Source organism: Microbulbifer sp. NBRC 101763 (assembly GCF_040371615.1).
Classification (GTDB): domain Bacteria; phylum Pseudomonadota; class Gammaproteobacteria; order Pseudomonadales; family Cellvibrionaceae; genus Microbulbifer; species Microbulbifer variabilis.
Window position 1 is genome coordinate 414,609 of the sequence record NZ_BAABQV010000003.1, and the last position, 12,993, is coordinate 427,601.

General features: G+C 51.4%; 14 protein-coding genes. 4 read left to right on the plus strand and 10 right to left on the minus strand.

Features of this window, described 5'->3' with window-relative positions:
• Positions 1 to 50: 50 nt before the first annotated feature.
• The 4 genes from rpoZ to ABWV76_RS09960 form a co-directional block, all read right to left on the minus strand.
• Positions 51 to 314, minus strand: a complete 264-nt coding sequence (rpoZ, locus tag ABWV76_RS09945) for a DNA-directed RNA polymerase subunit omega (RefSeq protein WP_020413965.1) — start codon at positions 312 to 314, stop codon at positions 51 to 53.
• Positions 315 to 415: 101 nt separating this feature from the next.
• Complete coding sequence (gene gmk / locus ABWV76_RS09950) at positions 416 to 1,036, minus strand: guanylate kinase (protein ID WP_353375872.1); 621 nt, start codon at positions 1,034 to 1,036, stop codon at positions 416 to 418.
• Positions 1,037 to 1,266: 230 nt separating this feature from the next.
• Positions 1,267 to 2,511: a sterol desaturase family protein gene (locus ABWV76_RS09955; RefSeq protein ID WP_353375873.1), complete on the minus strand. Its 1,245-nt coding sequence runs from the start codon at positions 2,509 to 2,511 to the stop codon at positions 1,267 to 1,269.
• 142 nt (positions 2,512 to 2,653) lie between these two features.
• On the minus strand, positions 2,654 to 3,250 hold the full coding sequence (locus ABWV76_RS09960) for a TetR/AcrR family transcriptional regulator (RefSeq protein ID WP_353375874.1): 597 nt from the start codon (positions 3,248 to 3,250) through the stop codon (positions 2,654 to 2,656).
• A gap of 157 nt (positions 3,251 to 3,407) precedes the next feature.
• Here ABWV76_RS09960 and ABWV76_RS09965 point away from each other — a divergent pair, with 157 nt between their 5' ends.
• Positions 3,408 to 3,950 carry a carboxymuconolactone decarboxylase family protein gene (locus ABWV76_RS09965; protein ID WP_020413969.1) on the plus strand — a complete coding sequence of 181 codons (543 nt, stop codon included), beginning with the start codon at positions 3,408 to 3,410 and terminating at the stop codon, positions 3,948 to 3,950.
• Between the two features lie 83 nt (positions 3,951 to 4,033).
• On the opposite strand, the gene ABWV76_RS09970 is transcribed toward ABWV76_RS09965, so the two are convergent.
• The 3 genes from ABWV76_RS09970 to ABWV76_RS09980 all read right to left on the minus strand — a co-directional run bounded on the left by ABWV76_RS09970 (position 4,034) and on the right by ABWV76_RS09980 (position 8,012).
• The gene (locus ABWV76_RS09970; RefSeq protein WP_353375875.1) at positions 4,034 to 5,758 is read right to left on the minus strand and encodes a S8 family peptidase; all 1,725 of its coding nucleotides are present in this window, start codon (positions 5,756 to 5,758) and stop codon (positions 4,034 to 4,036) included.
• A gap of 710 nt (positions 5,759 to 6,468) precedes the next feature.
• Positions 6,469 to 7,023 (minus strand): rhomboid family intramembrane serine protease, encoded by a 555-nt coding sequence (locus ABWV76_RS09975; RefSeq protein WP_026305159.1) that lies wholly within the window; start codon positions 7,021 to 7,023, stop codon positions 6,469 to 6,471.
• A gap of 101 nt (positions 7,024 to 7,124) precedes the next feature.
• Complete coding sequence (locus ABWV76_RS09980; RefSeq protein ID WP_353375876.1) at positions 7,125 to 8,012, minus strand: YicC/YloC family endoribonuclease; 888 nt, start codon at positions 8,010 to 8,012, stop codon at positions 7,125 to 7,127.
• A gap of 110 nt (positions 8,013 to 8,122) precedes the next feature.
• On the opposite strand from ABWV76_RS09980, the gene rph reads away from it, so the two are divergent.
• Entirely contained in the window at positions 8,123 to 8,842 is a 720-nt protein-coding gene (gene rph / locus ABWV76_RS09985) for a ribonuclease PH (protein ID WP_282952086.1), read from the plus strand.
• 85 nt (positions 8,843 to 8,927) lie between these two features.
• Here rph and ABWV76_RS09990 read toward each other — a convergent pair whose 3' ends face one another.
• The gene (locus tag ABWV76_RS09990) at positions 8,928 to 9,695 is read right to left on the minus strand and encodes an exodeoxyribonuclease III (RefSeq protein ID WP_282952087.1); all 768 of its coding nucleotides are present in this window, start codon (positions 9,693 to 9,695) and stop codon (positions 8,928 to 8,930) included.
• Between the two features lie 114 nt (positions 9,696 to 9,809).
• On the opposite strand from ABWV76_RS09990, the gene pyrE reads away from it, so the two are divergent.
• On the plus strand, positions 9,810 to 10,463 hold the full coding sequence (pyrE, locus tag ABWV76_RS09995) for an orotate phosphoribosyltransferase (RefSeq protein WP_353375877.1): 654 nt from the start codon (positions 9,810 to 9,812) through the stop codon (positions 10,461 to 10,463).
• Between the two features lie 46 nt (positions 10,464 to 10,509).
• Positions 10,510 to 11,115, plus strand: coding sequence for a hypothetical protein (locus tag ABWV76_RS10000; RefSeq protein WP_020413976.1), 606 nt, complete (start codon positions 10,510 to 10,512; stop codon positions 11,113 to 11,115).
• A gap of 100 nt (positions 11,116 to 11,215) precedes the next feature.
• Here the strand turns inward: ABWV76_RS10000 and slmA are convergent, their stop codons facing one another.
• Positions 11,216 to 11,824, minus strand: coding sequence for a nucleoid occlusion factor SlmA (gene slmA, locus ABWV76_RS10005; protein ID WP_020413977.1), 609 nt, complete (start codon positions 11,822 to 11,824; stop codon positions 11,216 to 11,218).
• A gap of 127 nt (positions 11,825 to 11,951) precedes the next feature.
• Entirely contained in the window at positions 11,952 to 12,854 is a 903-nt protein-coding gene (gene argB, locus ABWV76_RS10010; RefSeq protein WP_282953646.1) for an acetylglutamate kinase, read from the minus strand.
• Positions 12,855 to 12,993: the final 139 nt, after the last annotated feature.

The window sequence follows — 12,993 nt, forward strand, 5'->3', positions numbered from 1 at the left end:
GCGCGCGCCTCTCGTATAACTCATAGACTTCCAGTTCGAACAGGCCAGGATCAGATTTCCTGGTCTGATAGGTAGGCCGGGGCCACCATGGGGGCCGGGGCTTCTTCGCGATCCGGCTGGTCGAGGATGCTGGCATCTACCAGGCCTTCCTCGATCTCCCGCAGGGCGATTACTGTGGGTTTATCATTCTCTTCTGGAACCATGGGATCCTGGCCGCCAGTAGCAATCTGGCGGGCGCGCTTGCTGCCCACGATAACGAGTTCGAAGCGGTTGTCGACGTGCTCGAGGCAATCTTCAACTGTGATACGTGCCATAAACTTTCGGTTCCATTCACTGTGCCCATAAGGGCAAATTCTGTTCGGGAGGACCGGTTATTTTACCGGACCGCGGAGTGTACGCAATTCGATCAATCGGCTCAATGGCGCAGCAATGCCTTTAATAGCTCGCCATGGCGCAGCTGTTGTTGCCCGAGGCGCTGGCGCTGGGCTGTGATAATGCAACTTAGCTCCATCAGGGCCTGGTCGAAATTATCGTTAATCACCAGGTAATCTGCTTCGACATAATGTGTCATCTCATCGATGGCCAGGTCCATGCGCCGTTCTATAACAGCCTGGTCATCCTGGCCGCGCCCGGTGAGGCGCTGGCGCAATGCCTCCTGAGAGGGAGGCAGAATAAATATGCCCACCGTATCTGGAAGCAGACGCCGTACCTGGGCGGCCCCCTGCCAGTCGATCTCCAGGATCACATCGCGGCCACTGTTGAGAACTTCTTCAATACTGCCTTTGGCTGTGCCGTAGTAGTTGTCTCCATATACCTGGGCGTGCTCGAGGAAGGCATTTTCTTCGAGCATTGCCAGAAACTCTTTGCGCTCGATAAAGTGGTAGTCGACACCGTTGACCTCACCGGGGCGCATGGCACGGGTGGTATGGGAAATGGAGACGGTGACTTGGGTGTCGTTGTCCACCAGCGCCTTTACCAGACTGGTCTTCCCCGCACCCGAGGGTGCAGATACGGTATAGAGAGTTCCTGTAGGCACAACTGATCCTATTCGAAGGCAAAGCGTGCATTATAACCGAAGCGGTTAGATTCGCGCTGTCTCAAACGGCGGGGTATGCATGGGAGGCTAAACCCCGGCCGGAGTTGGGGGTATGTGTTGGGAGTTCCAGAAGTGCGCTACAGACTGCACCCCTGAGACCGGCCGGGATCGCCCAGCAGGAGTTTGCTCAATCACCACCAACATCATGCGACTGAGGTTGCCCCTTGTTGCTAATCGCTAACGACAGCGACTTTATCCTCTTTGTCAGTGATTGCCAACCACCACCACATCAGCGCGCTGACAGAAATATAGGCCATAAAAAGTGGGACAAATTGGGTATTTAGCAACGGTAATAGTGCAACCAGGAGCGCCAAGCGCAGGGGTTCCAGATATTTCACCCAGTGGTGGCCATCGAGAATGCGGCCGTTGATAACCAGGCTGAAAACCAGCAGGGCAACTACCGAGATTAGATAGGCAAAGTTCAGCGATTCGTAATACCAGAGTAAGGCCAGGGTTGCGGCGGAGTAACATAGGTGCTGGGCCAGTGCATACACACGGCGGGCATGGCGAATAGGTGGGTCGTAGCGCTGAAAATGTGCCAGGTTGGTAGAGGGTACAGGCATAGCCGCCTCGGCGTCGGTGGGCCTGTAACCGGTGCGGCGGAACCAGAGGGTGAGCTTGTCCCACCAGCTCTTTGTATACCAGGCGTCCTTAGCCATGCGTTTCAGGTGCTGAAGGTTAGCTGCAAGAGGGTCGAAGGTGTTAAGCGCTTTGCGCACACCGTAAATACAGGGCTCATGCTCAAGCTCCTCTTGATAAGTGCCAAACAGCCGGTCCCACAGAATCAGGATGCCGCCGTAGTTTTTATCCACATAGACCTTGTTTTGCGCATGGTGCACACGATGATTGGAGGGGGTTATAAACAGCCATTCCATCCAGCGGACTTTGGGAATCTTTTGCGTGTGTACCCAGAACTGATAAATCAGATCCAGTGCACCGGCAACGATCACCATTTCCGCCGGCAAGCCGATAAGCAATAGTGGTAGATAGAAAACCCAATCCAATTGCAGCCCGCCACTGGACTGGCGTAGGGCGGTACTCAGGTTGTAGTCCTCACTTTGATGATGCACCAGATGTTCGGCCCAAAACACATTGATTTCATGGCAGATGCGATGCTTCCAGTAATAACAGAAATCGTAGGCGATTACGGCGATCAGCAGGTGCCAGCCGTTACTGATGGACCAGTCGAAACCCATTGCTTGGTAGTAAGGTTGTAGTAGTTGGAACAGAGGGATATAGATAATCAGGAAAAGGCTTTTATAAGTCAGTCCCAGGATTCTGCTAAGGATGCCGGTGCTGAGATTGCCCAGGGTGTCGTTAAGGCGGTAGACCCCCCAACCTCTCCAGCGGTCCAGGGCAAGCTCTGCCAGAATGGCGAACAGGAAAAAGGGGATAGCGTAGGTAATCAGACTCACGGCGACCTCTTATAGTTATTGCTCGATACCGTCTTACCTGACTTTGCCATAGGGGCTGTGCAGGGCAAATGTCCGCAGGAGCTGGATTCCGAAATCCGTCAGCGTTAGTTTGAGAAGGTTAGCTTCCAAGCACAGAATCTCCCTAGTTGGACGTCTGCGCCGGGGCTGGGTCAAATAGCTTCCCTATCATCTGCTCTACTGCCGCGCGGTCCGAGGTGGCACGGAGGAAAGTGCGCAGCCCGATCATTTGAACCTGTAGCTGGCGGGCGAGTAGCTCTGAATTTGTATCCTGGGGCAGCTCTCCAGCGCTTACCGCCTCCTCCACATAGAGGCGAAACTTTTCACCATGTGCAGCCAGCAAGGAGCGGGCCTCGTCCAATAGCGTCTCCTCCCCTTCATCCAGCTCAGAGATGGCTTTGGCCAATAAGCAGAGCTCGTTTGGGGCATCAACGTCATCACCAAGCAGTATGTAGCGGAAATAGGCGCGCAAGCCGCCCAGAGTGCTTGTCTCTTCTGCCATACAGCGATGGAGTAATTCATCGCGGTTTTGCGCGTAATAGGCGAGAACTTCTTTGAAAAGACCAGATTTACTGCCAAAAGCTGCATAAATACTGCCAGGTCGAAGATTGGTGGCCTGCTGCAGGTCACGGGTCGATGTGGCGTGAAATCCATTCTGCCAGAAAAGCCTAGTCGCCTTCTGTAGTACTTCCCGACGATTGAATTTCGCGGTGTTCGCCATGCAGCCTCCAATTGAGCAATTGCTCAAATTTTACCCTTTCAAGGGGTGTACGCCAATTACCATTTAATATTGAACAGTCGCTCAATATTGGGTAGTCTGAGCCTCACTTGATCGATCGCTCAAGTATTTAACCCAAACAATGAAGGTAGGTTCAGCGATGAAAGAGTTTCAAATTTACGACCTTGAAAGCGCACCAGAAGACAGCAAACCCCTCCTACAGAAATCTCTCAAGGCATTTGGGTATATTCCTAACTTGCATGGGGTTATGGCGGAGTCTCCCCAGGCCCTTGCTGCTTACCAGGATTTACACCAGTATTTTCTGAATACTTCATTTACAGCTGAGGAAATGACAGTGGTGTGGCAAACCATCAATGTGGAGCACAACTGCCACTACTGTGTGCCGGCACACAGTGCCATTGCCAAGGCGATGAAGGTGGCAGACGAAGTAAATGAGGCTCTTAGAAATAAGACATCCCTGCCAACTGAAAAGCTAGAAGTACTCAGGGATACCACCCTGGCGATTGTCCGTGAGCGCGGTGTGATTTCAGATGAGGTATTGGAGCGCTTTTATGCGGCTGGTTACAATCGACAGAGCCTGCTCGAGATAATTGCCGGAGTTGCGCAGAAAGTGATGAGCAATTACATCAATCATTTTGCCGATACACCGGTGGATACTCAATTTGCTGCATTTGCTCGCTAGCTAAAACTGAATAGTTTGAGAGCAGAAAAGAAAAGGCCGGTAAATACCGGCCTTTTCCAATAATGGTAAATTTAACTTGCCGCTTAGGGCACGGCTTCCGCCTCCAGGGTTGCACCAGTATAGGACCTGTAGCCGTATACGGTGATATCCCAGGTACCAGACTGCGGATTATTGATGGTGCAGCTTTCGTTATTGCTCGACTCTCTAGAGGTGCATGCCCATTGTGAGGCATTGCTGTGTCCCACGTACAGGTCTGCATCACCCTCGCCACCGTACATTTGTACGTTCAGGGAAGAGGTGCCAGCCGCCACTTCGATAGTGAAGTCCTGCCGACTGCGCCAGCTGCCGGAGAGGTTGGTCTCTGTCCAGCTCACTCCATCGCCATTTCCGTTGCCACCGCCATCATCGCCGCTGGCCATGGCTACAGCTGCCGCCGCATCGACAATACCGGTACCACAGCTGCTGCATGAGGACGGGAAGCTACGGGCAGTGCTGGTTAGGATTGATTCCACCTCGTCCGGGCTCAGGTTCGGGTTGACTGAGTAGAGCAGCGCGGCAGCACCGGCAACGTGAGGCGCGGCCATGCTGGTGCCTTGGCTGTAGAAATAGCTATCACTGCTTGGGTTTGTTGCACCGCTGTTGTGTGTGGACAGAATACCATTCGGGTCGTTGAGGAAGCTCTGTGCTCCACCCGGTGCGGCAACATCCACTACATTGCCGTAGTTGGAGTAGTAAGAGCGCCCGCCGTTACGGTTAGTTGCTGCAACCGTAATAACTCCATTACAGCTTGCCGGGCTGAACTGGCTGGCATTGGTATTGTCATTACCAGCGGCAACTACAACGGTGGCGCCCAGGCTGCGGGCGGTATTGATAGCATTTTGGGTTGTAGTATCACAACTACCGCCGCCACCAAGACTCAGGTTGAGTACTTGGGCTGGATTAGCATTAGTCGGCAGGCCACTGACGGAACCGCCTGCTCCCCAAATAATGCCGTCGGCAATATCAGAGGTATAACCACCACAGCGACCGAGTACACGAATCGGAACGACCTTGGCTTTATAGGCGACCCCGGCGATGCCCATATTGTTATTGGTGACCCCGGCAATAGTGCCGGCTACGTGAGTGCCGTGCCAGCTGCTGTCACTTTCTGAGGGGATACGTGGATCATCGCCACAGGCCTTATTGGTGTACCAGTCACCTGGATCAGTGGCATCGCTATCGCGGCCGTCTCCATCCACAGAGACAAAGGTATCAGAAATCATGTCATAGCCCGGCAGAATGTTGCCGACCAGATCGGGGTGTGGGCGATAACCGGTATCAAGTACGGCGACAACAGCTCCTTCACCCTGGGTTACATCCCAAGCTGAAGGCAGGTTCAGGCCGCCGGTGGTCTCAAAATAGTGCCATTGATTGAGATAGCTCGGGTCATTAGGTGTGGCCATAGCGCGCATAATACGGTCAGGCTCGGCATACTCCACATCCGGATCCTGCTTCAGGCGGCTGATAATGGCTTCCAGCTCAGCTTTATTTTTCCGCCCCTCAAGGCGCATTACTTGTGCACCGGTAGCCATACGGCGTAGGTGACGCATCTTGTGGCCGGCGCGACGAGAAGCCTTTTCCACAGTCTCTTGGGCCATAGTGGCAGCCCGACCGACCTTGGCGTTATTTTTATATTTTACGATGATGCGATCGGTCAGCAGAGTGTTGTCCGCCTCTTCTGCATGGGCAGCGAAGGGTGCCGCGCACAGTATTGAAAGTGAGCTCGCTAAAGCTGTCTTTTGAAAAAGAGTTTTCAATGATGATTTCATTATTGTTATTTCTCCGAGATTCTATTTGTCCGGATGCCAGTCAGTGTTCTGGCAGGCCGGCCACTCCTGTGTCACCTCGTATTGGCAAAATAAATTTGCCAAACGGGTTAGCCAAAAAACTGCCAATCACATGATCAATTAGTCAGTTTCACTAAAATTGGTACCAGAGTTTCAATCGGGCACAGGTATATAACGATATCGAAATCATTATCCTCAGTGAAAACCCAATAAAACTTGTGGCTTTTTGCGACAAATTTATAAGTTTTGAAAAAAAAGTCAGGTATTGAGAAATTGTCTATTGAGGAAGTGTGCTGCAGTTCTCATTGAAAATGAGAGCGAAGAGAATATAAGAATTGTTATGAAAAAAATTAATACAATTTTCTGCTAGACAGGAAGTATCGTTATGTTTTTCGAAGTGGTTTTTTTCTTTAGCTAGCTTGAATTCTTAGACCTTTCATCAGAGGCAAATTAGCCCTGGGATTCAACTAAGACGGTGATCCTATTTGATATCTTTAAGAATGAGACATTGCTCTCAGATTTTATTAATTCAGGGAAGGTTAAGTCTGTTTGGGCTCAGAAGGATGCTTTGAATGTTTGTGAAAGGTGCGCTTTAATTATTTATATTTTATTTTGAAAGGCTTTTATTTCTATCTCGGGGTTGATGTGTATAACCACTCTGAAGACTAACAGTCTCACGTAGTTGATGTCGCTTACCGGGCTATATTATAGCTGGGAGTGTGCGCCCAAAGCCTCGCCGCCAATATGCCAAAGATGAAGCCAAATAGGTGTGACTCCCAGGAAATATAATTTCCTTTAGGCAGCAGGCCAATAATCATTCCCCCATAAAAAATCCCTATAAAGATGGACACAATTAATCGACTAAACTGCCTGCTGATAAATCCAGCCATTAGCAAAAAACCGAAATAACCATAGATTATCGAACTTGCCCCCAGGTGGTTTCCGTCTCTTGCAAATAGCCAAACGGTAAGCCCGGTAGTAACTAAAATAGCGATTGTTATTTTCAGGTAGGTTTTAACTCCGTATTGTAATACCAAAAAGCTAAATACGCACAGAGTTACTATGTTTGATAAAAAGTGCCACACACTTCCATGTAGCAGTGGAGCGGAAAAAATATGAGGTAGATGGCTGAGAGACCTTGGGACTAGGCCGAAATGATTTAGTGATCGCCCCGTAATTATATTGATAATTTCAATAGTGGCTAATACAAAAAAAATTGCTCCAGCCCATTTAAAACTTTTACGCATAAATTTTAATTTTTAACGTGGGGAAGACTAAAAAGAATAGTTCTGTCGAAGGTGGGAGAATATAGAGCCTTCACTTTAGTTGTAAAAGCCCTATGGTTTTCCTACTCAATATTCTGTACTTGCTCACGCATCTGCTCGATTAATACTTTCAGTTCTACAGCTGCTTGAGTGGTGTCAGTCACAATGGACTTTGATGAAAGAGTGTTGGCTTCCCGGTTAAACTCCTGCATCAGGAAATCAAGGCGTCGGCCAATTGCGCCACCGCCGGCGAGCACGCGGCGGGTTTCTGCAGTATGGGCACTCAGACGGTCCAGCTCTTCATCAACATCGGCTTTTTGAGCCAGTAGCACTATCTCTTGCTCAAGACGCTCATTATCCAGGTCCACAGAAAGCTCTTCCAGGCGGCTACGTAGCTTTTCCCGTTGGGCTTCCAGTATTTGTGGGAGCAGTTCGCGAACATTAGCCACCTGCTCTTCAATTCCTTTGAGACGGGCTTCAATAAACTTTGCCAGCTCTGCGCCCTCGCGTTCGCGATTTGCGCGTAACTGCTGCAACGCCTCGTGAAATGCCTTCAGGATAGTTGCTGACTGCTGCTCGGTATCGGCTTCCGGCTCGCTGATCACTCCGGGCCACTGTAATAGCTGCAGAGGATTTAATGGCTGTATCTCTTCACCTGCAGCCACTTGTTTGGCGGCCTGAATTAATGCCTGTGCTAGGGGCTGGTTTATTTCGAGGCCGCTACTCTCCACACCGTTAGGTTTGATGGTCAGGGTGAGTTCAAGCTTTCCGCGGGACAGGGTTTTGCGTAGAGCGTCACGTAACTGGGCCTCTAAAGGACGTCCAACCTCTGGCAGACGAAAATGGGGCTCTAGGTAGCGATGATTAACCGAGCGCAGTTCCCAGATAGTGGTCCCTGTAGCGTAAGTGCCTTCGGCGCGGCCGAAAGCAGTCATGCTCCGCACTTTGTTTTGTTCCCGGTTATTGGCCATTGCTGATCCCCTGCAGGCGTATTTATCGGCCCGGCATCATAGCACAGCGTTCGGACAGGCATGCTGGGGTATATAATGCTGGGCTTTCATATAATTTTCTGAGGTGAGCTATGCAGCGTCCCAGCGGCCGCGCAGCGGCGCAATTGCGCCAGATTCAAATAACCCGTAACTACACCCGTCACGCTGAGGGCTCTGTTTTGGTAGAGTTCGGCGATACAAAAGTTTTGTGTAACGCATCGGTGTCGAGTGAAGTGCCGCGGTTTTTGCGTGGTCAAGGTAGTGGTTGGATTACCGCTGAGTATGGGATGCTGCCGCGTTCCACCGACTCGCGTATGCCGCGCGAAGCGGCCAAGGGCAAGCAGAGTGGCCGCACTGTTGAGATCCAGCGCTTGATAGGCCGCTCTTTACGCGCAGCGGTAGATTTGGAAAAGCTAGGTGAAAACCAGATCACCTTGGATTGCGATGTTATTCAGGCCGATGGCGGTACGCGAACGGCCGCTATTACTGGCGCCTGTGTGGCCTTGGTGGACGCCCTGCGCTATATGCAGCGAGAAAAAATCCTTACCGAGGATCCATTGCTCAACTTGGTCGCTGCGGTTTCTGTTGGTATCTATGATGGCGAGGCAGTACTCGACCTGGATTACCCGGAGGATAGTGCGGCTGATACCGATATGAATCTGGTGATGGCAGCAGATGGTGGCATGATTGAAGTTCAGGGTACAGCAGAGGGCAAGCCTTTCACTGAGAAGCAGTTCGCACAGCTGCTGGGGCTTGGCAAGGCAGGTATTGATGAACTGATTGCACTCCAACAGGAGGCGCTAAATCAGTAGCAACCGGTAACTGATGGCGAGTCCTGTATGTCGCCAACAAGTAAGCTGATCTATGAAGCCTGGACGAATCCAGGCTTCATAGCATTCACACTTCAATGTCGTAATCCATCATCACTGGAAGGTGACTGGAAAATTTAACGTTCTTGTTGATAGCCCCATATTCGATACGGTTTTTCAAGCCATGCGACACGATTTGCATGTCGGTGCGCCAGCCATCGCCCTCGCCCACGGCGCCGCTCGGCCACCAGGTAAATTCATCGGTGTCTTTGACTACGCGGCGGAAGGCATCGACATAGCCAATCTCATTGAACAGTTGGTCCAGCCAGCGCTGCTCGTGGCGCATAAACCCGGGGCTATCCTGGTGATCTTGCCAGTTCTGCACATCGGCCCGGCGGTGGGCCATGCCCCAGTTGCCACAGAAAATAAAATCGCGGCGTTTGCGGCTGATCTTATGCAAATGCGCCTGCATATCGTCGAAGAACTGGACCTTTTTCTCCAGTGATGCTTCATCCGTAGCCACTGGAGCAAGCAGGGAACCAACACTCAGGCGTTCGAAGTCTGCTTGCAAATAACGTCCGTACATATCTTCGCCATTGGCAAAGCCCATTCCAAAAATAATCGCCTTGGGCTGGTTGCGCGTATAGATCGCCACACCGTTTTCATGGGGTGTGCCCGAGTCGAAAAAATAGCTGTAATAGCCGTCGGGGTGGAATATGGGGTGGTCAAGCTCTGGCTCCAGGGAGCGCAGGTCCTGAAGGCAGATAATGTCTGCGTCCTGCTCAGCCAACCAATCGTAGAGACCGCGTTGTGCGGCCTGATGAATGCCGTCTACAGACAAGCTCACTATTCGCATTATTAGCCCCTTACCAGCGGACTGTGTATCATTAGAAACATTATTTGCATGCCTATCCCCGGGATTGCTTCGGGGAGGTCTCCCTTCACCTTAGCCAATAGTTAACAATTTTCCATGCAGCAATATCAGCGCGATTTTATCCAATTGGCCCTGGATCATCAGGTGTTGTGTTTTGGCGACTTCACCTTGAAATCAGGCCGTCAGAGCCCCTACTTCTTCAATGCCGGCCGATTCCACACCGGTGCCGCACTGGCAGCACTCGGACAGGCCTACGCCGAAGCGATTATCGCATCGGGAGTGGAGTTTGATGTCATTTTCGGACCGGCTTACAAGGGCATTCCGCTGGGTGCGGTGACTGCCGTGGCATTGGCCCAGAAAGGCATTGATAAACCTTTTTGCTACAACCGCAAAGAGGCCAAGGATCACGGCGAAGGCGGAACCTTAGTGGGTGCGCCGCTTAATGGCAAGGTTTTGATTATCGATGATGTGATTACTGCGGGCACCGCGGTGCGTGAAGTCATGCAGATTATCGAGTCTCATGGTGCTGAACCGGCGGGTGTAGTGATTGGTTTGAACCGTCAGGAAAAAGCCGGTGAGGATTGTGAATTCTCCGCTATTCAGAAAGTAGAGAGACAGTACAATATTCCAGTGATCAGCATTGTCCAGTTGGATCATGTGATCAGCTTTCTCGAGCAGGAATCGCAGGACGGCGAGACCCTGCAAAAAATTGTGGACTACCGGCAACGTTATGGGGTTTCAGGTCAATAAATAGGCCTTTTCCTGCAGCGGGCCGCACTGTTTAGTGAGAAGAGCGATGCCAATCGCCCCTATTGCACGTTTACTGGTTCCAGGCCTTTTACTGCTCTCCATCCTGGCAAATGCCGCAGGCGGAGCCAGGGGGCAGGTACTTTATCGCTACACTGATAATCAGGGCATTTTGGTGCTCAATGAGAGCGTGCCTCCTGAATATGTGGCTGGGGGCTATGAGATCCTCAGTCACTCCGGTCGAGTATTGGAGGTGGTGCCGCCGCAATTGAGCCCAGAGGAGTATGAGGTTCAACGTCAGCAGGAGGTTCAGAAAGAAGCTGATCGCAAACTGCTCAAGCGTTACAACAGTGTTGCCGATATTGAGAGTGCGCGTAAACGCAAGTTGGCAATTGTCGAGCAGGACATGGCGATTATGCGCTCGAATATCAATAGCCTCGGTCTACAGATTGCTCAGGAAGAAGCGAGCGCGGCACGTACCCAGCGCGGTGGTCGCGAGGTGGCCCCGGAACTGCTGCAGCGTATTGCCGACCTGCAAAAAGAGGTTTCAGTGTTGCGTGAGCGGCTCAGCCGGCGCGCTGATGAGGCCGTCTCTATCAATGATGAGTTTGATAAAGCTGCTGCGCGCTATGCTGAGCTTATGGCTAAACACTAAATGAAGCCGAATTCGCGAGGATAATTGCTCAGTGAGTTTTATCCTCAGGCTCCAACCGGCGTCATTTTTCTAAATTATTCCGTGGCTTGGCTGCAGCTATTTAGCGAGCTGCAGCCACTGTCTCACGGAAAAACCCCGAGGTTAAGACCGGCCATTGCTCAGCCCAGTATTCTGTAGGCTTGCGCTTGAAGCCGCTGCGTACGTATTGCACGATACGGCCTTCGGCACTGGCCAGTAACAGATTGGCGGCACCGCCCAGGGGCAGAGTTGGGCGGAGGTGTTCGCGAAGCTCTGCCTCGCGCAGAATTTGCCGGATCTGGGTCTCCAGGCGATCGAATAGCTGCAGGATACGCCCGTGTAATCGCTCAGTTTCGCCTGTCAGTGCATCGCCAGTGAGGAGGCGGGTTATACCCGGATTGCGCTCACAGAAAGCCAGAAGAAGGTGCAGAATTTTCTGGCAACGGTTCAGGGCTGAGGGCTCCTCCTGCAAAATCATTGCAATGCGTGTGAAAACTGTCTCCTCGATAAATTCGATAAGACCTTCAAACATTTTTGATTTACTTGGGAAATGGCGATAAAGCGCCGCTTCTGAGAAGCCGACTTCCTTGGCCAGGGCTGCAGTTGTAATACGTGCGCCGGGACTGGCTTCCAGCATATGTGCCAGAGCTTCCAGGATCTGTTGACGCCGATTGATTTTTTCGCTGCTCATTGACTGCCTTTAGTCCGCTTGGGGAGCGGACGGTGGTTTTTGCTCTTGTTGCCTTAATATTGCGGCGGCGGAATCCTACCGATTCGCTCGGCTGTCTTCAATTGCCAAGGACGATTGTGTGTCCGCTTTATGCGTCATTGTTGGTAATTAGGGTGCCAACGCCGGTATCTGTGAAGATTTCCAGCAATACCGCATGGGGTACCCTGCCATCGATAATATGTGCCGAGGTCACGCCGGCTTTAACAGCATGCAATGCGCAGGCAATTTTGGGCAGCATGCCGCCGTGAATTGTACCGTCTGCAATTAAGCCTTCTACCTGCGGTGTACTCAAACCGGTCAGTACCTCTCCCTTTTTATCTTTAAGGCCCGATACGTTGGTGAGTAGCATCAGTTTTTCTGCTTTTAGACATTCGGCAATTTTACCGGCGACCAAGTCCGCATTGATATTGTATGAAATACCATCCTTGTCGACCCCAATTGGAGCGATTACCGGAATAAAATCGCTGTGAATCAACATATCAATAACATCGGTATTGACCTTTTCTACCTCGCCCACCTGGCCGATGTCGATAATCTCCGAGGCATGCAGGCCGGCACTCTCATTTTTCCTGGTGAGTTTGCGTGCCTTGATTAATAAGCCATCCTTACCGGTGACACCCACAGCACGGCCGCCGTTATGGTTGATCAAGTTGACAATTTGTTTATTGACGGTGCCGCCTAACACCATTTCCACCACATCCATGGTTTCGCTGTCAGTGATGCGCATACCATCGACAAAACGGGATTCGATACTCAGTTTGTTCAGGAGCTGACCAATTTGCGGACCGCCGCCGTGTACCACCACGGGGTTCATACCAACCAGCTTCATCAGGATAATATCCCGGGCAAAGCTGTTCTGAAGCTCCCTGTCCACCATGGCATTTCCGCCAAACTTCACTACAACAGTCTTGCTGGTAAATTGCTGGATATAAGGCAATGCCTCATTCAGGACCTGGGCAACACGCAGTGCGGACTTTTTATCGAGGGACATGGAAATTCCTTTGGAGTAAGGCACGTTTGAGCGGAATTCTCCTGCCGCCCAATCTATGCCGAGAGTGCCGCGCAGGTACGCGGATATGTTGTGGATATAAACATACCGACCGCCGGTCGGCAGCGGCACTTATCTGTGC

Bases quoted from the DNA above. Each gene is read 5' to 3' on its own strand.
- rpoZ (WP_020413965.1), bottom strand. From the start codon at position 314: ATGGCACGTATCACAGTTGAAGATTGCCTCGAGCACGTCGACAACCGC.
- ABWV76_RS09960 (WP_353375874.1), bottom strand. From the start codon at position 3,250: ATGGCGAACACCGCGAAATTCAATCGTCGGGAAGTACTACAGAAGGCG.
- ABWV76_RS09965 (WP_020413969.1), top strand. From the start codon at position 3,408: ATGAAAGAGTTTCAAATTTACGACCTTGAAAGCGCACCAGAAGACAGC.
- ABWV76_RS09970 (WP_353375875.1), bottom strand. From the start codon at position 5,758: ATGAAATCATCATTGAAAACTCTTTTTCAAAAGACAGCTTTAGCGAGC.
- ABWV76_RS09975 (WP_026305159.1), bottom strand. From the start codon at position 7,023: ATGCGTAAAAGTTTTAAATGGGCTGGAGCAATTTTTTTTGTATTAGCC.
- ABWV76_RS09980 (WP_353375876.1), bottom strand. From the start codon at position 8,012: ATGGCCAATAACCGGGAACAAAACAAAGTGCGGAGCATGACTGCTTTC.
- rph (WP_282952086.1), top strand. From the start codon at position 8,123: ATGCAGCGTCCCAGCGGCCGCGCAGCGGCGCAATTGCGCCAGATTCAA.
- ABWV76_RS09990 (WP_282952087.1), bottom strand. From the start codon at position 9,695: ATGCGAATAGTGAGCTTGTCTGTAGACGGCATTCATCAGGCCGCACAA.
- pyrE (WP_353375877.1), top strand. From the start codon at position 9,810: ATGCAGCAATATCAGCGCGATTTTATCCAATTGGCCCTGGATCATCAG.
- ABWV76_RS10000 (WP_020413976.1), top strand. From the start codon at position 10,510: ATGCCAATCGCCCCTATTGCACGTTTACTGGTTCCAGGCCTTTTACTG.
- slmA (WP_020413977.1), bottom strand. From the start codon at position 11,824: ATGAGCAGCGAAAAAATCAATCGGCGTCAACAGATCCTGGAAGCTCTG.
- argB (WP_282953646.1), bottom strand. From the start codon at position 12,854: ATGTCCCTCGATAAAAAGTCCGCACTGCGTGTTGCCCAGGTCCTGAAT.